At 62.1% G+C, this 19169-nt stretch carries 17 protein-coding genes and 3 tRNA genes; 15 read left to right on the top strand and 5 right to left on the bottom strand.

Annotation, left to right across the window (positions count from 1 at the left end; translation table 11 throughout):
• The first annotated feature begins 114 nt into the window (after window positions 1–114).
• The 8 genes from lepA to nagZ all read left to right on the top strand — a co-directional run bounded on the left by lepA (window position 115) and on the right by nagZ (window position 8485).
• Complete coding sequence (gene lepA, locus QM685_RS06555) at window positions 115–1908, top strand: translation elongation factor 4 (protein WP_415113924.1); 1794 nt, start codon at window positions 115–117, stop codon at window positions 1906–1908.
• Between the two features lie 18 nt (window positions 1909–1926).
• Window positions 1927–2820 carry a signal peptidase I gene (lepB, locus tag QM685_RS06550; RefSeq protein ID WP_415113922.1) on the top strand — a complete coding sequence of 298 codons (894 nt, stop codon included), beginning with the start codon at window positions 1927–1929 and terminating at the stop codon, window positions 2818–2820.
• A 186-nt stretch (window positions 2821–3006) separates the two neighbouring features.
• Window positions 3007–4350 carry a ribonuclease III gene (gene rnc / locus QM685_RS06545; protein ID WP_415113920.1) on the top strand — a complete coding sequence of 448 codons (1344 nt, stop codon included), beginning with the start codon at window positions 3007–3009 and terminating at the stop codon, window positions 4348–4350.
• 54 nt (window positions 4351–4404) lie between these two features.
• Window positions 4405–5304 carry a GTPase Era gene (era, locus tag QM685_RS06540; protein ID WP_415113918.1) on the top strand — a complete coding sequence of 300 codons (900 nt, stop codon included), beginning with the start codon at window positions 4405–4407 and terminating at the stop codon, window positions 5302–5304.
• Window positions 5291–6151 carry a DNA repair protein RecO gene (gene recO / locus QM685_RS06535; RefSeq protein WP_415113916.1) on the top strand — a complete coding sequence of 287 codons (861 nt, stop codon included), beginning with the start codon at window positions 5291–5293 and terminating at the stop codon, window positions 6149–6151. The genes era and recO overlap by 14 nt, the downstream gene beginning before the upstream one ends.
• Window positions 6148–6912, top strand: a complete 765-nt coding sequence (pdxJ, locus tag QM685_RS06530) for a pyridoxine 5'-phosphate synthase (RefSeq protein ID WP_415113914.1) — start codon at window positions 6148–6150, stop codon at window positions 6910–6912. The genes recO and pdxJ overlap by 4 nt, the downstream gene beginning before the upstream one ends.
• Before the next feature lie 25 nt (window positions 6913–6937).
• Entirely contained in the window at window positions 6938–7378 is a 441-nt protein-coding gene (gene acpS, locus QM685_RS06525; protein WP_415113912.1) for a holo-ACP synthase, read from the top strand.
• 78 nt (window positions 7379–7456) lie between these two features.
• A complete protein-coding gene (nagZ, locus tag QM685_RS06520) occupies window positions 7457–8485 on the top strand; it encodes a beta-N-acetylhexosaminidase (RefSeq protein ID WP_415113910.1) in 1029 nt (342 codons plus the stop codon).
• Between the two features lie 113 nt (window positions 8486–8598).
• On the opposite strand, the gene QM685_RS06515 is transcribed toward nagZ, so the two are convergent.
• The 4 genes from QM685_RS06515 to earP form a co-directional block, all read right to left on the bottom strand.
• Entirely contained in the window at window positions 8599–9981 is a 1383-nt protein-coding gene (locus QM685_RS06515) for a sigma-54-dependent transcriptional regulator (RefSeq protein ID WP_415113908.1), read from the bottom strand.
• A 183-nt stretch (window positions 9982–10164) separates the two neighbouring features.
• Window positions 10165–10371, bottom strand: a complete 207-nt coding sequence (locus QM685_RS06510) for a CsbD family protein (protein WP_415113906.1) — start codon at window positions 10369–10371, stop codon at window positions 10165–10167.
• Window positions 10372–10637: 266 nt separating this feature from the next.
• Complete coding sequence (gene efp / locus QM685_RS06505; protein WP_415113904.1) at window positions 10638–11195, bottom strand: elongation factor P; 558 nt, start codon at window positions 11193–11195, stop codon at window positions 10638–10640.
• Between the two features lie 402 nt (window positions 11196–11597).
• On the bottom strand, window positions 11598–12797 hold the full coding sequence (gene earP, locus QM685_RS06500; protein ID WP_415113902.1) for an elongation factor P maturation arginine rhamnosyltransferase EarP: 1200 nt from the start codon (window positions 12795–12797) through the stop codon (window positions 11598–11600).
• Window positions 12798–13024: 227 nt separating this feature from the next.
• On the opposite strand from earP, the gene uvrC reads away from it, so the two are divergent.
• The 6 genes from uvrC (at window position 13025) to QM685_RS06470 (ending at window position 17991) form a co-directional block, all read left to right on the top strand.
• Window positions 13025–15217, top strand: coding sequence for an excinuclease ABC subunit UvrC (gene uvrC / locus QM685_RS06495; protein ID WP_415113900.1), 2193 nt, complete (start codon window positions 13025–13027; stop codon window positions 15215–15217).
• Between the two features lie 92 nt (window positions 15218–15309).
• On the top strand, window positions 15310–15903 hold the full coding sequence (gene pgsA, locus QM685_RS06490; protein ID WP_415113898.1) for a CDP-diacylglycerol--glycerol-3-phosphate 3-phosphatidyltransferase: 594 nt from the start codon (window positions 15310–15312) through the stop codon (window positions 15901–15903).
• A 188-nt stretch (window positions 15904–16091) separates the two neighbouring features.
• Window positions 16092–16167: transfer RNA gene (locus QM685_RS06485), tRNA-Gly, on the top strand.
• A 62-nt stretch (window positions 16168–16229) separates the two neighbouring features.
• A tRNA-Gly gene (locus QM685_RS06480) sits at window positions 16230–16305 on the top strand.
• Window positions 16306–16429: 124 nt separating this feature from the next.
• A tRNA-Cys gene (locus tag QM685_RS06475) sits at window positions 16430–16503 on the top strand.
• 267 nt (window positions 16504–16770) lie between these two features.
• Window positions 16771–17991, top strand: coding sequence for a site-specific integrase (locus QM685_RS06470; protein WP_415113896.1), 1221 nt, complete (start codon window positions 16771–16773; stop codon window positions 17989–17991).
• Here QM685_RS06470 and QM685_RS06465 read toward each other — a convergent pair.
• Window positions 17956–18306 (bottom strand): helix-turn-helix domain-containing protein, encoded by a 351-nt coding sequence (locus tag QM685_RS06465; RefSeq protein ID WP_415113894.1) that lies wholly within the window; start codon window positions 18304–18306, stop codon window positions 17956–17958. The genes QM685_RS06470 and QM685_RS06465 overlap by 36 nt on opposite strands.
• Window positions 18307–18381: 75 nt before the next feature.
• Between QM685_RS06465 and QM685_RS06460 the strand changes: the two genes are divergently transcribed.
• Entirely contained in the window at window positions 18382–19050 is a 669-nt protein-coding gene (locus QM685_RS06460) for a helix-turn-helix domain-containing protein (protein ID WP_415113891.1), read from the top strand.
• The last annotated feature ends 119 nt before the right edge of the window (window positions 19051–19169 follow it).

Genomic DNA, 19169 nt, shown 5'->3' with positions numbered 1-19169 from the left:
TTGCGAGATGCGCCGGCCGATGGCCTTTTCGGCTAAAATAGATAAGTTTTTCACCTACTTACAAGGCGTGCTCCGCTATTGTCCGGGCGCGCCTTTTCGCTTGATCGGCACTGAATGGATCATATTCGTAACTTCTCGATCATTGCGCACATCGACCATGGCAAGTCGACGCTCGCCGATCGCATCATCCAGATTTGCGGCGGCCTGTCCGACCGCGAGATGGAAGCACAGGTGCTCGACTCGATGGATCTCGAGCGCGAGCGCGGTATCACCATCAAGGCGCAAACCGCCGCACTCACATATCGCGCTCGCGACGGGCGCGTCTACAACCTGAACATGATCGACACGCCGGGCCATGTCGACTTCTCATATGAAGTCAGCCGCTCGCTGTCCGCCTGCGAAGGCGCGTTGCTCGTCGTCGACGCGAGCCAGGGCGTAGAGGCGCAAACCGTCGCCAACTGCTACACGGCGATCGAGCTCGGCGTCGAAGTGGTGCCGGTGCTCAACAAGATCGACCTGCCAGCGGCAAACCCCGAAAATGCGATCGCCGAAATCGAGGACGTGATCGGTATCGACGCGACCGACGCGACGCATTGCAGCGCGAAGACCGGCCTCGGCGTCGAAGACGTGCTCGAAGCGCTGATCGCGAAAGTGCCGCCGCCGAAGGGCGATCCGGAGGCACCGCTGCAGGCGCTGGTCATCGACTCATGGTTCGACAACTACGTCGGCGTCGTGATGCTCGTGCGTATCGTCAACGGCACGCTGCGTCCGAAGGACAGGATTCGTCTGATGGCGACCGGCGCGCAATATCCGGTCGAGCATATCGGCGTGTTCACGCCGAAGTCGAAGAATCTCGAATCGCTGTCGGCCGGGCAGGTGGGCTTCATCATCGCCGGCATCAAGGAACTCGCGGCGGCGAAGGTCGGTGACACCGTCACGCTCGTGAACCAGCCGGCGGCCGAGCCGCTGCCGGGCTTCAAGGAAGTGAAGCCGCAGGTGTTCGCCGGTCTCTATCCGGTCGAAGCGAATCAGTACGACGCGCTGCGCGACTCGCTCGAAAAGCTCAAGCTCAACGACGCGTCGCTCCAGTACGAACCGGAAGTGTCGCAGGCGCTCGGTTTCGGTTTCCGTTGCGGCTTCCTCGGTCTTCTGCACATGGAGATCGTGCAGGAACGTCTCGAGCGCGAATTCGACATGGACCTGATCACCACGGCGCCGACCGTCGTCTACGAAGTCCTGCAGCGCGACGGCACGACCCTCATGGTCGAAAATCCGGCCAAGATGCCGGAGCCGTCGAAGATCGAGGAAGTGCGCGAGCCGATCGTCACCGTGAACCTGTACATGCCGCAAGACTACGTCGGCGCGGTGATCACGCTGTGCACGCAGAAGCGCGGCACGCAGATCAATATGCAGTACCACGGCCGTCAGGTCCAGCTCACGTATGAAATTCCGATGGGCGAAGTCGTGCTCGATTTCTTCGATCGCCTGAAGTCGATCTCGCGCGGCTATGCGTCAATGGATTACGAGTTCAAGGAATACCGCGCGTCCGACGTCGTCAAGGTCGACATGCTGATTAACGGCGACAAGGTCGATGCATTGTCGGTTATCGTGCACCGTTCTCAAAGCCAGTATCGCGGCCGCGAAGTGGCGGCGAAAATGCGCGAACTGATTCCGCGTCAGATGTACGACGTGGCGGTGCAGGCCACGATCGGTTCGAACATCATTGCGCGCGAAAACATTAAAGCGTTGCGTAAGAACGTGCTGGCAAAATGCTACGGCGGTGACATTACGCGTAAGAAGAAACTGCTCGAAAAGCAGAAGGCAGGCAAGAAGCGAATGAAGCAGGTGGGCTCGGTCGAGATTCCACAGGAGGCTTTCCTCGCTATCCTGCGTGTCGAAGACAAATAAGCTGAATAACGGAACCCTATGAATTTTGCGCTGATTCTTTTTGTGCTCGTTATTTTGACGGGTGTCGCATGGGTCGCGGACAAACTGGTTTTCCTGCCGAGACGGCGCCGCGCGGCGGAAGCCGCGGTCGCCGAATTCGACCGTCAGCAGGCACGCATCGGCGAGCGTTTCGCCGACGAAAACGCAGCGCAAACGCGGGCGCGCCTGCGTGACGACAAACTGCGTCAGCCGTGGTGGCTTGAGTATACGGCGAGTTTTTTCCCGGTGATTCTGGTGGTGTTCGTGGTGCGCTCGTTCGTGGTCGAGCCGTTCAAGATCCCTTCGGGTTCGATGGTGCCGACGCTGCTGGTGGGCGACTTCATCCTCGTCAATAAATTCGAATATGGTCTTCGTATGCCGATCACCAATACGAAGATCACCCAGGGCAGTCCGGTCCAACGTGGCGACGTGGTGGTGTTCCGTTATCCGAAGGACGAATCGGTCGACTACATCAAGCGCGTGATCGGCCTGCCGGGCGACGTGATCGAGTATCAGGACAAGAAGCTCACGATCAACGGCAAACCGGTGCCCGAAACGCCGCTGCCCGATTATCTCGACGAAGAACGCCTCGGTTATGCGAAGCAGTTTGAAGAAGATATCGACGGCCGCAAGAATGCGATTCTGAATAATCCGGCGGTGCCGCCGTTCATTGTCGGCGCGGAAGATTATCCGTATCGCGACAACTGCACGTACAACGCCCGCGGCGTGATCTGCAAAGTACCGCCGGGCAATTACTTCATGATGGGTGATAACCGCGACAACAGCGCGGATAGCCGCTACTGGGGTTTTGCTCCTGATCGCAATATCGTCGGCCGCGCATTTTTTATCTGGATGAACTTCAGCGATTTGCGACGTATCGGCTCATTCCAGTGAGTCACATGCGTTGATCGCTTCGTGATTGCTTTACACACGCCGCGCGCATCATCGGTATCCGGTCGGATCGCTCGCGGCGTGTTGTCACGCTACTTTAAGAACTCGCGGTAACGTCGCTTCACCACGCTTTTTCCGCGCGCGCCCCGCGTTTCCGCCGGGTCCGGCGCCCGCGTTATACTCTGCCCCATGCCCCTATCTCCGTTGGAAAGCCGTTTGCGCTACGAATTTCGCAATGCGGAATTGTTGCGCCAGGCTTTAACGCACCGCAGTCATAGCGCCACGCATAACGAACGGCTCGAATTTCTCGGCGACTCCGTTCTGAATTGCGCGGTGGCTGCGCTTTTGTTCCAACGTTTCGGCAAACTCGACGAAGGCGACCTGTCGCGCGTGCGCGCCAATCTGGTAAAGCAGCAGTCGCTTTACGAAATCGCGCAGGCACTCAATATTTCGGAAGGCCTGCGGCTCGGCGAAGGTGAACTGCGCAGCGGCGGTTTCCGTCGCCCGTCTATCCTCGCGGATACGCTCGAGGCAGTGCTGGGCGCGGTATTCCTCGACGGCGGCTTCGAAGCCGCGCAGACGGTCATCAAGCGCCTTTACGTACCGATTCTCGACCATATCGACCCGCGCACGCTCGGCAAGGACGCGAAGACGCTGCTACAGGAGTATCTGCAGGGCCACAAGATCGCGTTGCCGACCTACACGGTGGTGGCCACCCATGGTGCGGCGCACAATCAACAGTTCGAAGTCGAATGCACGGTGCCGAAGCTGGACGTGAAGGTGTCCGGATCGGGCGCGAGCCGTCGCGCGGCGGAGCAGGCGGCCGCCAAGAAGGCGCTTGATGAGGTGATGGCCGCCGCACCCGCGGTGGTCGCGAAGCCGAAGCGTTCGAAGGGGGCGCGTGCCGCGAAAAACGCCGAGCCGGAAATCGTACCCGGCGTGACCGGTGTCCAGGCCGCGCTGGATCTGCGCACGCCGGATCGCAAGGGCGAGCGCGGCACGGCGCGTGGCGAGGCTCGCGCGGCGGCCACGCAGGCGCATGCGGACAAACCCGTCACGGAAAAGGCCGCCGCTGAAAAATCCGCGACCGAGCGCGCCGCGCCGGCAACCGCGGGCGCGCCGCTGGCGGTGATCCGTGCCGCTCATGTCGAATACAGCGGGCAGGACAAGGCGGAACGCGCCGAAAAGACGGAGAAAGCCGACCGCGCAGCCATCCATGGAAGCGACAAAACCGGCGAGAAGCCGGCTGAAAAAGTCACCGACAAAGCCGCTGACAAGCCGTCCGAGAGGCCCGCGGACAAACAGTCGTCCGACAAGCCCACTGAAAAGCCCGCGGCGGACAAAGCCTCCGACCTCAAAGCCGAAGCCCCCGCACGCGGCGCAGACCGCCAGCGCGGCCGCGAAACCGCACCGAGCACAGTCACGCCGAGCGTCACCTCCGTGCCGGTCGCATCGGTTGTGCCGGCGCCCGCCGAACACGAACCCGGCGTCGCCGGCGCGGTGCAAACGCGCGTCGCCGATGCGGGCCATTGATTGCCATCGGCGCGCGCATCCCGCGCACCGAACCGAACCTGCCGTAGTCCGAATATGAACGCTCCCACTCCCACTGGTTTTCGTTGCGGCATGGTCGCGATCGTCGGCCGCCCGAACGTCGGCAAATCCACGCTGATGAACGCGCTGGTCGGCCAGAAAGTCAGCATCACGTCGCGCAAGGCGCAGACCACGCGCCATCGCATCACCGGCATCAACACGATCGACGACGCGCAGTACATCTTCGTCGATACGCCCGGTTTCCAGACCAGACACAGCGGCGCGCTGAACCGCTCGCTCAATCGCGCGGTGACGTCGACGCTGACGTCGGTCGACGCGATCCTGTTCGTGATCGAAGCGGGCCGCTTCGGCCCAGACGATCAGAAGGTGCTCGACCTGATCCCGGCGAAGGTGCCGACGCTGCTGATCGCGAACAAGCTCGATCGCGTGTCGGACAAAGACTCCCTGTTCCCGTTCATGCAGCAGATGAGCACGCTACGCGAGTTCAACGAAATCGTGCCGCTGTCGGCGAAGAATCCCGACGACATCAAGCGCCTGATGGCGACCATCAAGCCGTTTCTGCCGGAAGGCGAGCCGATCTATGGCGAGGACGACCTGACCGATCGCAGCGAGCGCTTCCTCGCCGCGGAGATCCTGCGCGAAAAAGTATTCCGCTGGACCGGTGACGAACTGCCGTACACGAGTACCGTGCTGATCGACAAGTTCGAAACCGAAGGGCGTCTGCGGCGCATTTTCGCGACTATCCTCGTCGATCGCGATACGCACAAGGCGATGATCATCGGCCAGAAGGGCGCGAAGCTGAAGCAGATCAGTACCGAGGCGCGCCTCGACATGGCCAGGCTGTTCGACGGGCCGGTCTATCTGGAAACCTTCGTCAAGGTGAAGAGCGGCTGGGCCGACAACGAAGCCGGGCTTCGGGCGTATGGGTACGAATGACGCATGGATGACGCTGACTTCCGACGCCGCTCCGGACGAACCGGAGCGCGAACCGTCGCGGCCTGCACGTAGCGCGAGGAAATCCTCCGCGAAAAACACACCGGCGCGCCGCGCGCCGCGCACCTCTGCTTCCGAATACCGGATCACCGAGCAGCCCGCGTTCGTGCTGCATAGCTACCCGTATCGCGAGACCAGCCTGATCATCGACGTGCTGTCGCGCGATCACGGCCGTCTCGCGCTCGTCGCGAAGGGCGCGAAACGCCCGCACTCCGCGCTGCGCGGTGTGCTGCAGACCTTCCAGCCGCTGTCGCTCGCGTGGTCGGGCAAATCCGAAGTGCGCACGCTGACCGGCGCCGAATGGGTCGGCGGCATGCTGCCGCTGACCGGCGACGCGCTGCTGTGCGGCTTCTACGTCAACGAACTGCTGGTCAAATTCTGCGCGCGCGAAGACCCGCATCCGCAACTGTTCCATCATTACGTCGTCACGCTGACGCGGCTCGCGCACGACGAGCCGCCCGTGCAGGTGCTGCGCTCGTTCGAGCGCGTGCTGCTGCGCGAGACCGGTTACGCGATGGCGCTCGATCACACCGTCACGCGTAAGGCGGTGCTCGCCGAAGGCCGCTACGTGTTCGATCCCGAGCGCGGCGTGCGCGAGGCATCGGACGAATGGCCCGTGCAATGGCCGGTGATATCGGGACAAACCTTGCTCGATATGGAACAGGACGATTACCATCGAGCGCAGACCGTCGCGCAAAGCAAAACGCTGATGCGCTTCCTGCTCAACACCTATCTCGGCGGCGCGCCGCTCGCGACCCGCCAGATCCTGATCGACCTGCAGAACCTATGAGCTTCTTTCTTACCTCGCCGACCGTGATCGACCTCGGCGTCAACATCGACCACGTCGCCACGCTGCGTAATGCGCGCGGCACGTCCTATCCCGATCCGATCCGCGCCGCGCTGATGGCCGAGGAGGCCGGCGCCGACGCGATCACGCTGCATCTGCGCGAAGACCGCCGGCATATCGTCGATGCCGACGTGCGCGCGCTGCGCCCGCTGCTGAAAACGCGCATGAATCTCGAGTGCGCGGTCACGCGGGAGATGCTCGACATCGCATGCGAAGTGCAGCCGCACGACGTGTGCCTCGTGCCGGAAAAGCGCCAGGAACTGACGACCGAAGGCGGCCTCGACGTCGCCGGCCGGTTCGAGGCGGTGCGCGCCGCGTGCCGGCAACTCGCGGACGCGAACTCGCGCGTGTCGCTGTTCATCGATCCGGAGGACACGCAGATTCGCGCCGCGCACGAAGCCGGCGCGCCGGTGATCGAGTTGCACACCGGCCGTTACGCGGAAGCGCACGATCCCACCGCGCAGCAGCACGAGTACGAGCGCATCGTGCGCGCGGTCGAATTCGGCGCGTCGCTCGGCCTGAAGGTGAACGCGGGCCACGGTCTGCACTACACGAACGTGCAGCAGATCGCGGCGATCGACGGGATCGTCGAGCTCAATATCGGCCATGCGATCGTCGCACACGCGATCTTCGTGGGTTGGGACAACGCCGTGCGCGAGATGAAGGCGATCATGGTCGCCGCGCGTCTCGGCGCGCGCGCCTGACGAAGCGACAGGGGCGCACGTACGCATGGCGATCTACGGCATCGGCACCGACATCGTTCAGGTGAGCCGCGTGGCCGCGGTGATGACGCGCACCAACGGCCGTTTCGCGGAGAAGGTGCTCGGTGCCGACGAGCTGCGCGTCTATCACGCGCGCCAGGCCCGTTCGGCCGCGCGCGGCCTCGCGTTTCTGGCGACGCGCTTCTCGGCGAAAGAGGCGTTCTCGAAGGCGATCGGCCTCGGCATGCATTGGCCGATGACCTGGCGCGCGCTGCAGACGCTCAACAAGCCGAGCGGCGAGCCGATGGTGGTCGCGTCCGGCGAGCTGGCCGACTGGCTCGACGCGCGCGGTATCACCGCACGCGTGACGATCAGCGACGAGCGCGATTACGCGGTGTCGTTCGTGATCGCGGAGACGGAGCAGGCGGGCGGGGCACAGGCATCGTCCGCGCAATCCGCCACCGAATAAAACGTTGAACGCGGCCCGTACCGGCCGTGTTTGTCCTTCTGTTTGTTCCTGCCTCAGACTCCTTTCCAGCGGAATTCGATGAAAACCACACCCGGACCCGTGATGCTCGACGTGGTCGGCAAAACGCTGAACCGCGACGATCGGCGTCGCCTCGCTCATCCGATGACCGGCGGCGTGATCCTGTTCGCGCGCCACTACGAGAGCCGCGCGCAACTGGTCGCGTTGACCGCTGCGATCCGCGCGATCCGCCCGGATCTGCTGATCGCCGTCGATCACGAAGGCGGCCGCGTGCAGCGCTTTCGCACCGACGGCTTCACGGTGCTGCCGTCGATGGGCAAGCTCGGCGCGCTGTGGGATCGTGACGTGCTGCATGCGACCAGGGTCGCGACCGCGGTCGGTTATATCCTCGCCGCGGAGCTGCGCGCCTGCGGGATCGATATGAGCTTCACGCCGGTGCTCGACCTCGATTACGGCCATTCGCAGGTGATCGGCGATCGCGCGTTCCATCGCGACCCGCGCGTGGTCGCGATGCTCGCGAAGAGTCTGAACCACGGCCTCGCGCTCGCCGGCATGAGCAATTGCGGCAAGCACTTTCCGGGGCACGGCTTCGCGCAGGCGGACTCGCACGTTGCGATGCCGGTCGACGAACGCTCGCTCGACGAGATCCTGCGCGAGGACGTCGCGCCGTACGACTGGCTCGGTCTGTCGCTCGGCGCGGTGCTGCCCGCGCACGTCGTCTATCCGAAGGTCGATGCGAAGCCGGCCGGATTTTCGCGCATCTGGCTGCAGGATATTCTGCGCGGCAAGCTCGGTTTCGAAGGCGCGATTTTCAGCGACGATCTGTCGATGGAGGCCGCGCGCCAGGGCGGCACGCTGACCGAAGCCGCGAGCGCCGCGCTCGCGGCCGGCTGCGACATGGTGCTGATCTGCAATCAGCCGCACGAAGCGGAGAAGGTGCTCGATGCATTGCGCTTCAAGCCGTCGAAGGAATCGCGCCGGCGTCTCAAGCGCATGCGACCGCGCGGCGACGCGCTCAAGTGGGACAAGCTGATGGCCGAGCCACGCTATGTGGAAGCGCAGAAGCTGGTGCGCAGCGCGTTTGCATAGACGCGCTTGCCTGGGGGTTGCATGAGAGTCCGTGAAAAACCCCGCAAAGAAAATGGCGCCTTGAAGAAATTCAAGGCGCCATTTTTTCGGCGTCAGACTTCAGACCTTCGACCTCAGTTCAACCGCATCCTCTGCAACTTGTTATATAGCGTTTTCGGACTGATCCCGAGCAGCGACGCCGCGCGATGCCGGGTACCGCCGACCGCGTCGAGCGTCGCGCGAATCAGCATTTCCTCGACGTCCGCGAGCGGCGTGCCGACGGTCACCTGCACGCGGCTGCCATTCAGATCGCGGCCGTTCGCCGTGCCCGCCTCATCGGCGCGCAACGATTCGAGCACGTCGCCCGACGCCTGATACGCGCGCCGCACGCGCTCCTGCAATTCGCGCACGTTACCCGGCCAGTCGTAGGCGAGGCATTCGCGCAGGAAGTTCGGCCCGGCCTGCTTCGCGGCGTCGGCCGTACCGCGCGCGGTGGCGTCCTGATTCATTTCGTCGATGACCGCCTGCGCGATCAGCACCGGATCGTCGCCGCGTTCGCGCAGCGGCGGCAGCGACACCGCGGCGGCTTCGAGGCGCAGCGCGAGATCCTGATGCAGGCTGCCGTCCGCGACCGCCGCGCGCGGCGCCTTGCGCGTCGACGCGACGAGCCGGAAGTCGGTCACGATCTGATTGGTGCCGCCGACCCGCATGAACGTCTGCGAATCGAGCGCGCGCAGCAGCGCTTCCTGCTGCGCGCGCGGCAGCTCGGTGATTTCATTGATGAACAGTGTGCCGCCGCTCGCCTGCTCGAAGAGACCTGGCTCGCGCTGCTCGGCGCCTCCGAACGCGCCGCGCTCATGACCGAACAGCACGCTGTCGAGCGAACGGTTGAGGGCGCCGGCGGCCGCGCTGCGGCAGTCGAACGTAATGAACGGACCTTTGCGGCGCCGGCTCATGTCGTGCAGCGTGCGCGCGGCGATCTGCTTGCCGGTGCCGGCCTCGCCGGAGATCAGCACGGCGGCCTCGGTCGGCGCGAGATGTTCGATCGTGTCGTAGACGTGCTGGATCGCGGCGCTGCGGCCGAGCATCGAGCCGAAGCGGCCGAGCTGGCGCAGCGCCGCGCGCAGCGTCTGCACTTCCTCGGTCAGCTCGTACGGACGCGGGATGCGCGCGAGCAGGCTGCGCAGACGCGGGATGTTGACCGGCTTCAGCAGATAATCCCAGATGCCGTGTCGCAGGCCCTCGATCGCGCTTTCCACCGTTGCGTTGCCGGTCATCACGATCACCGGCAACGCGCCGCCCGGCGGATGCGCGGGCAAATGCTGCAACAGATCGAGACCGCTGCCGTCCGGCAGATTCAGATCGACCAGCACGACGTCGGGAATGAAGCGGGTCAGCGCTGCCCGGGCCTCGGCGAGGGTGGTCGCGGTGTCGACGGAGAACCCGTCGGCCGCGAGGATCGCGGACAGGCCGGACAGGCTATTGGGATCGTCTTCAACAATGAGTGCGTGTGGCATGGCGAGCGCAATTTTTAGATGGATGAAATACCCGGCGCGTCGCCCAGACTGAGGGCACGCAGCGCGGGCTCCGATGGGCTCGATGACGGAGGCGTACGAATGGTCCTTTGGCGGTGGAACACGGCCGGGCCAAGTCGCTTCGCGTGATGCGAGCCGGCGCCTGTAGTTCCTTCACAACTCCTGTCAGAAATCCCGGTTGCTATCGAAAAATCGGCGCACTTCGAGTTCTGCTTCTTCACGGGTCTTGCCATAGCGTTCCTGGATCAGACCGGCGAGCTTGTCGGCGCGGCCTTCGGCCTTCTTCAGTTCGTCGTCCGTCAGTTCGCCCCAAGCGGCCTTCGCCTTGCCGACAATCTGTTTCCACTTGCCTTCAGCGATGTCGTTGTTCATGGTGCTCTCCCGTTGGAAAATAAGCGGTACCAGCGTACTTTCCATGAAGCAGGGAGTGTGCCAAAGGTATTTGCCAAGCTGGATCAAAGACTTGCCTGTACGCGAGATGCGAATTCGGCGCGCCGGAATGGTAATTTTGAGGGGTGCCCCGGTAAAGTTTTCCTCAACCATACACAAAGCGACAAAAAAGAAAAAGCGCCCAAAATTGGGCGCTTTTTGTGCCGGCCGGCAGGGCGCCGGAGGCGGCCGATGAGGCCGGCAGACGCTTACGCGCGGCTGCGGTACTCGTGCGTACGCGTGTCGATTTCGATCTTGTCGCCGATATTGCAGAAGAGCGGCACTTGCAGTTCGAAACCGGTGTTCAGCTTGGCGTTCTTCAGCACCTTGCCCGACGACGTGTCGCCCTTGACAGCCGGTTCCGTATAGATGATTTCGCGTACCAGCGTGGTCGGCAGTTCGACCGAGATCGCCTTCTCGTTGTAGAACACGACTTCGCAAGCCATGCCGTCTTCGAGATAGTGCAGCGCGTCGCCCATCATTTCCGCTTCGACTTCGTACTGGTTGTAGTCGGCGTCCATGAACACGTACATCGGGTCGGCGAAGTACGAGTAGGTCACTTCCTTGCGCTCGAGCACGACGACGTCGAACTTGTCGTCTGCCTTGTACACGGTTTCCATGCCTGCGCCGGTCAGCAGGTTCTTGAACTTCATCTTGACGACGGCGGCGTTACGGCCCGACTTGTTGTATTCGGCCTTCTGCACGACCATGGCGTCAGAGCCGATCATCACGACGTTGCCGGTGCGGAGTTCCTGTGCGGTCTTCATAAAAAACTGTCCTGTACGAGATAAATAGCTTAACTGTTGCTCAACGGCATAGGCGCCAAGCGGCTTCGGCGTTTCGTCCATCGCCTGCCGCGCGCCGCGTGAAGAAGCGGCGATGTGCAGCAGATGCCTGAAACGGGATCAGCCTGCGGGGGAGACCAGCGGCGGGGTTGCCCGGCTATTCCACCTGTCCGTTACCTGATTTTTACCCTGTGCGGGCGTGTACACGAGTGGCGCCGATTCGCGAACACACCGCAACATACGTCCCTTTTTTGACATTCGCGTGCCCGACTCGAAGGTTGGAGTGCGAGGCGTGTTTCCGCTGGGAGGACTGGTCAGCGAGGCTGACCATGAGGCGTTGCTGGAATCGGGCCGCGCTTGCGTCGTCGGCCGTTGGATAACCGCTTATTTTAACTGACTTTTTGCGAATGAGGTCAGATTTCCGGCGAGGTCACCGGCTTGCGCGAGTTCCTCCGCCCAGTCGGCGGCGCGTTGTTTCAGCGCCGGATAGTGGCGCAGGAATTCCGCCCAGTCCGGCTGCCCCACGCCGTTCCACGCGTGCCAGAAGTGCTCGAGCGCGCCGCGCGCATCGGCGGGCAGAGTGCGCGCATAGTGCGCGAGCGCGGCGTCGAGTTTCGGCAGATGCGCGTCGTCCGCTTGCGGATAGATGTGCCAGACGAACGGTTTCGCGGCCCATTGGGCGCGCACGAACGAATCTTCGCCACGCACAAAATTGACGTCGCTCGACCACAGTAGTGCGTCGTAGTCCGGCTGCGCGGTGAAGGCGAGCGCGTGGGCGCTGAGATTGCCGCGCACCGCGTGCGCGCCCGCGGCAAACGACGGCAGCCCGAAAAAGCGCGCGAGCGCGCCGGAAATGCGCCCCTCCGGCACGAGCAGCACGATAGGGCTTGCGTTGTCGCGCCATTGTTCGAGCAGGCTGTCGACGGCCGGGTTTTCGTACGCGAAGAGCGACACGACAGTCGCGTCGGCTGGCGGCGGCGTGTGACCGGTGGTTTTGAGCCACCAGTCGGCGCGGGCCGCCGGTGAGCCTTCGAACGCGGCGTGGGCCGCGTCGAGATGCCGTTCCTTCAGCACGCCGCCGGTGCCGGGGCCGAGACCCGGGAAAAAGAACGTTTTGCTGAGCGGGTAACGTGGATGCGGCGATGGCCGTAGATGAAAATCGGCGACCCAGTCCTCGGCGCTTAGATATTCGAGGTTGAACCAGAGCGGCGCGCGCGCGTGTTCGGCCATCGCGGCGATATAGACCGGTGGTAGCTCGCAGGCGAATGCCTCGATCACGATGTCGGCCACTTCGAGCCTATCGCCCGCGTGGGCCGGCTCGCGCCAATGCTCGATGACGACGCCGTCGAGCGTTTGCCGCGCGCGATCGGGCGCGAGCGACGGACAGAGCTTCTGGAACGCGTGCAGATCGTCGACGAACACGCGCACCTGCCAGCCGTGCTCGCTCGCGAGCTGGCGCGCGAGGCGCCAGCAGACGCCGATGTCGCCGAAATTGTCGATCACCGCGCAGAAGATATCGCAGGCGATCGGGTTGACAGACGCGGGGTTGACAGATGCGGGGCGGGCAGGGGCGGCGGAGGACATGGCGGCTCGGGCAGATCGGCTGGCTCCGGCGACGCGAAGCGGGGTTCGAACGAACGCGGAATGTTCTAAACTGGCGATTCTAAAGCCGCGCTCGCGATTGCGCGTGCCCGCGACGCGCGGCGCGCATGCCGTGCACATATGCGTGCAGCACACATATGCAAAACACGGCGCAACCTGCGATGCAACAAGCGACCCATCGCAAGACTGTCCCACTCGACCGACCCCGCATGACCGAATCCGAAGCAACCGTCGCTTTCGAGCCGAAAAAAGTGCTCGCCCAACTGCCGCATATGCCCGGCGTCTATCGCTATTACGACACGAGCGGCGCGGTGCTCTACGTGGGCAAGGCGCGCGATCTGAAGAAGCGCGTCTCGAGCTACTTCACGAAGACGCAGCTCTCGCCGCGCATCGCGATGATGGTCACGCGCATCGCACGCATCGAGACGACCGTCACGCGCTCCGAGGCCGAAGCGCTGCTGCTCGAAAACAATCTGATCAAGGCGCTCACGCCGCGTTACAACATCCTGTTTCGCGACGACAAGTCGTATCCGTACCTGAAGCTGACCGGCCACAAGTTTCCTCGCATGGCCTATTACCGCGGCTCGGTCGATCGCAGGAACCAGTATTTCGGTCCGTTCCCGAGCGCCTGGGCGGTGCGCGAAAGCATCCAGATCCTGCAGCGCGTGTTCCAGTTGCGCACCTGCGAAGACTCGGTGTTCAACAACCGCACGCGGCCGTGCCTGCTGCATCAGATCGGCCGCTGCACCGCGCCGTGCGTCGGCAATATCGGCGAGGAGGATTACGCGCGCGACGTCGCGAACGCGTCGCGCTTTCTGCTCGGCCGCCAGGGCGAGGTGATGAAGGAACTCGAGCAGAAGATGCATGCGTTCGCGAGCGAACTGAAGTTCGAGCAGGCCGCGGCGGTGCGTAACCAGATGAGTTCGCTGTCGACGGTGCTGCATCAGCAGGCGATCGAAGTCGGCGGCGACAGCGATGTCGACATTCTCGCGGTGGTCGCGCTGGGCGGACGCGTCTGCGTGAATCTCGCGATGGTGCGCGGCGGACGTCATCTCGGCGACAAGGCATATTTCCCCGCGCACGTGGAGAGCGCGTTGACGGCCGAAGAGGGCGGCCTCGAAGAAGAGGGCGACGAGCAGGCGCGGGCCGATGCGAGCCCGGCCGCGCGGGAGGCCGAAGAAGGCCTGGAGGATGCGGCGTACTCGTCCGCTACGGCCGACGCGCTTGCGCTCGCGCAGGACATGCCCTCCGAGGACGAGGAAGACAACGGTATCGAAGAAGGTGAAGAAGCCGATGCCGGCGAACTTGCCGGCACGGATGCCGCACCGTCCAAGCGCCGCAAAGGCCGCTTGCCGGGCGGCATCGAATCCGAAGTGCTCGAAGCGTTCATCGCGCAGCATTACCTCGGCAATCGGGTGCCACCGGTGCTGGTGGTCAGCCATGCGCCCGCGAGCGAACTCGTCGACGTGCTCATCGAACAGGCGGGCCACAAGGTGACGGTGCTGCGTCAGCCGCAGGGACAGCGGCGCGCGTGGCTCGCGATGGCCGAGCAGAACGCGCGGCTCGCGCTCGCCCGGCTGCTGTCGGAGCAGGGTTCGCAACAGGCTCGCACACGGGCGCTGACCGACACGCTCGGCATGGAGTGCGACGATCTCGCGCATCTGCGCATCGAATGCTTCGACATCAGTCACACGATGGGCGAGGCGACCCAGGCGTCGTGCGTCGTGTATCACCATCACAAGATGCAGCCGTCCGAGTACCGCCGCTACAACATCACCGGCATCACGGCCGGCGACGACTACGCGGCGATGCGTCAGGTGCTCACGCGCCGCTACGAGAAGATGGTCGCGCAGGCGGCCGCGAATGCCGCCGACGAAGCCGCCGAAGCGCAAGGCGAGGCGGCCGCGGATCCGTCGCTCGCCGCCGATGCCGCCGAGCCGGCCGCGGCGGGTGGCGTGCTGCCGACCATCGTATTGATCGACGGCGGCAAGGGTCAGGTTGAAATCGCGCGCCAGGTGTTCACGGAACTCGGACTCGATACCGGCATGCTGGTCGGCGTCGCGAAGGGCGAGGGCCGCAAGGTCGGCCTCGAGACGCTGATTTTCGCCGACGGCCGCACGCCGCTCGAACTCGGCAAGGAAAGCGCCGCGCTGATGCTGGTCGCGCAGATCCGCGACGAAGCGCACCGCTTCGCGATTACCGGCATGCGCGCGAAGCGCGGCAAGACGCGCCAGACGTCGCGGCTCGAAGAGCTCGAAGGCGTGGGGGCGAAGCGGCGTCAGCGACTGCTTGCGCGCTTTGGCGGGCTGCGCGGCGTGGTGGCCGCGAGCGTCGAGGATCTGGCGAGCGTCGAAGGTATTTCGCAGGCGCTCGCGGAGCAGATTTACCGGCAATTGCATTGAGCGTGCCGCGCCACGCCCGCGCCGCCTTGCTTGTGGCAGGCCTTGTGACACGGCACAATTGCAACTCACTCGTCAGACGCTGCGCCTGCCCCATGCCGTTTAATTTCCCGATATTCCTGACCTGGCTGCGGATCGTGCTGATCCCGCTCGTCGTCGGTGTGTTCTATCTGCCCGACATGATGATGAGCCTCGCGCACCGCAACCTCGCCGCCGCGACGATCTTCATTCTGGCGGCGCTCACCGACTGGTTCGACGGCTTTCTGGCCCGCAAATGGAATCAGACCTCGGCGTTCGGCGCGTTTCTCGATCCGGTCGCCGACAAGCTGATGGTGACGGCGGCGCTGCTCGTGCTCGTGCAGCTCGCGCGGATCGATTCGGCGATCGCGCTGGTGATCGTCGGGCGCGAAATCGCGATTTCGGCGTTGCGCGAATGGATGGCGCAGATCGGTGCGTCGAAGAGCGTCGCGGTGAATTCGCTCGGCAAGTTCAAGACGGCATGCCAGATGATCGCAATTCCGATGCTGCTGTTCTACGGGCCGCTGCCGCTCGGTGGCGGCCTGATGATCGACACGCGCGTGTGGGGCTTATGGCTGATCTATCTGGCCGCGTTCCTGACGATCTGGTCGATGCTCTACTACATGAAGCTCGCGTGGCCGCAGATTCGCGAGCGCGGTGGCGTCGCGTGAAAGTGTGAACGAGTGGGGGGCGAAGTCGCAAAAGTATGTTCGAACCCCACCGACGCAGGAGAGAAATATTTTCAGTAAAGGAGGCGGGTAAAAGGGGTTGACACGTTTCAGGCGCTTCTCCATAATCTCGTTTCTCCGATGTGGGCAGCGCGAAACACCGGAGGCAGTAGCAGTAAATGCAGTATCACGCGGGAATAGCTCAGTTGGTAGAGCGCAACCTTGCCAAGGTTGAGGTCGCGAGTTCGAGCCTCGTTTCCCGCTCCAGTTTTCGAAGCATTGCGTTGTTTGGCGAAGTAAAAATACAGCGCGGTGCGAAGCAGTTCAATGCGGGAGTAGCTCAGTTGGTAGAGCGCAACCTTGCCAAGGTTGAGGTCGCGAGTTCGAGCCTCGTCTCCCGCTCCATACATCAGGGGAAGCAGCGCTTCCCTTTTTGTTTGGAAGGCCGGTCGTTCTTTCCAGAACTTCGGTTCTTCTGGTTCCCGCCAGATAAATCTGTGAACCTGTCCTGAGGTTCCAGTCCGCTTGCGGCGCGATAGCAAAGCGGTTATGCAGCGGCCTGCAAAGCCGTTTAGGCCGGTTCGACTCCGGCTCGCGCCTCCAGTAAAATCAGACACTTAGCTGCATGCTGCACCGCAGCTAAGTGGTCTGAAACCCTCTAGAAACCCCTCTCTGCCACCCCAAAAGTTGGCGCTGCCAACCGGCGTCCAGTCGTGTAGTGCGATGACATGAGTTCGTCACCCTGCCAACCGCGACCAGATTTCCCCTCCTGAATGTTGCCTTGATCACCTAAAAGTCCGGTGATGGGATGACACGAATCTGTAAGCCGCCTTTACAATTCGCTTCGTCCAAGTCGAGGTGACTTAACAAATGTCCTCTAAGCGCAAACGCGGTGACTCGTGGGAATACATCGTCAAGAACAAGGCGCTGCTCGGCAAGCCCTACACCATCTCCTTTACTAATGAGGAAGAAGGTGACGCCTGGGTTGCTCATCTTGAAGCCTGTCTGAGACAAGGCATAGTCCCCGAAGAGTTGTCCAAGCGCATCGGCACGTTTACTTTTGTTGCCGATGTGATTACCGGTTATCTAAAATCAGGCTATGTTCCTCCAAGCGATGTGAGTTGCTTGAATGTTCTTAACGCACGCATCGGCACAATCGCTTTAAAAGACGTCGATTATCCTTGGGTCGAAAAGTGGATTGCGGCGATGAAGCAGTTCCACAATCTCGCGCCAACAACGATCCGGCATCATGTTGGGGCTCTCGCGAGGTGCTTTGACTGGGGCAGCAAGCAGAAGATACAGCCGCTGATCATCAACCCGATAAGGTTGCTTCCGAAGCGCTATGCAACTTATACGGAGGCTGACCGGCGCTATCTCGAGGCACGCAATGCAGAGGCAGTAACCGCGGGCCTTGCGCCCAAGGCATTACCAAAAGACGAGTCGCGTGATCGTCGACTGGCTGAGCATGAGGAAGTTGAGGCAAGACGTTTGCTCGCCGGAGGAAAGCCCATCCGTCCTGACGGAAGCGAGCGGGAACGCGAACTGGCGAATGACTTCAGGCCCGCGTATCAGTGCATGTTCGACCTCGCATTGGAGACTGCAATGCGAATGAAGGAGATCTACACCATTGAGGTTGCTCAGGTCGACATGGGACAGAGAACGATCTTTCTCGACGACACCAAGAACGGGGACAAGCGTCAGGTGCCCCTCACCTCAGTTGCCATCGCGGCCCTTAACACATACTTTGCAGCAGTCACGAACGACGAGCCCTCGATGCAGGGGTTCAAATTTGACAACGGACTGCTCTTTCCATTTTTCAAGCCCGATCCGTTACAAAGGAGAGAAGTTGATGCAAAGGAAGCCAAGGCTCTTAGCTCTCGTCTCTCGCGTTTCTGGGTAAATCTCTTTGAAGCGGCCGGCGCCTTCGATCTTCACTTCCACGATCTCAGACATGAGGCAACGTCCCGTTTGTTCGAGCGCACCCGGCTCAGGGATACCGAGATTGCCAAGATCACAGGACACAAGGATCTACGCATGCTCGCGCGCTATGCCAACCTACGCGCGAGCGCTCTCGCTGACATGCTCTGGTAGAGGAGGCAGGGCGGGAGGAATTTTGCGCCGGCCCCGCTCCCTGTTCTGCATTTTCATCAGAAGAGGTGATGGCGTTGGAGGCGTCTTTTCAATCGAAGCCCTTAACGCCTCATCGACTACATTGTCGTTCTGGCGTTCGACCATCTGCTGTCTGACGCGGACCCTCAGATATTCAACAATGTCGTCTTCAAGGAACACCCATGCGCGTCCAATGCGCGCACCAGGGAGGTCGCCCCGCTGGGCGAGTTTAAGCGCGGTGTTCCTGTCGACCTTCAGAAAGTCGGCACACTCATCGATATCAAAAGTTCGAGCCACGGCAGATTCACGAATAACAGTCAAAACTGAATGTTGGCATCTTACACATTGCCTCACGCGAAAGGCAAGTCAAAAATGACCTCTATCGAATCAACGGACACCTTCCCTGGAAGGCTCAGGCAGCTTCTGAAGGAGCGCAACGAGAAGGCTGCAAGTCTTGCGCGCGCCGTTGAAGTCACGCCGCAGGCAGTGGGAAAGTGGTTAAAGGGTGGAGATATAGGCTTCGACGTGCTCAGGCGGGTTGCCAATCATTTCGGAGTGAACTGGGTTTGGCTGAGATACGGGCAGGAAGCTCTTGACGCTTTGCAGAAGGAGAAGGCGAGCACCGCAGACGAGATGGCGATAATCAGGCAGGAATATCTGAACCTTGTGCTGGAAAACGATGCGCGGCACGAGAAGATATTCGCTGCGCTCGGGATCGGCGTGTTTGAGGAAAACGTGTTGACGGGCCAGGCATACTGGTCACAGTGCGCACGTGATCTGTTAGGCGCCCAGCCAGGCATGCCGGCTTCGCACGAAAACTGGCGGTCACTTATTTGTATACAGGATAAACCAGCGGTTGATTTTGCATACAGAGCCGCATTGCTTGGATCGGAAACACGTGCAGATTTTGCGTTTCACGTTACGGCAAATCCTACCGTTCTCATCCGGACGCGCGCTCTAATTGAGCGCAATGATCGGGGCCATCCAATTCGCATTTTGGGTATCTTTCAGCGATACAACACTAACGGCGAAGAAACCTGATATTTTTGGCTAGTTTACGAGTGAGATATTTCTAAGCAAACGCTCCGAAAGAAATCGAAACATTTTTTTACAAAACTACCAACCACCAGTTGATTTGCATTCAGCGCCTCTTTAGAATC

The sequence above is a fragment of the Paraburkholderia sp. genome (assembly GCF_047605525.1).
Lineage (GTDB): Bacteria > Pseudomonadota > Gammaproteobacteria > Burkholderiales > Burkholderiaceae > Paraburkholderia.
Note: the sequence above shows the minus strand (reverse complement) of the source record. Positions and strands in the feature narration are given on the sequence as shown.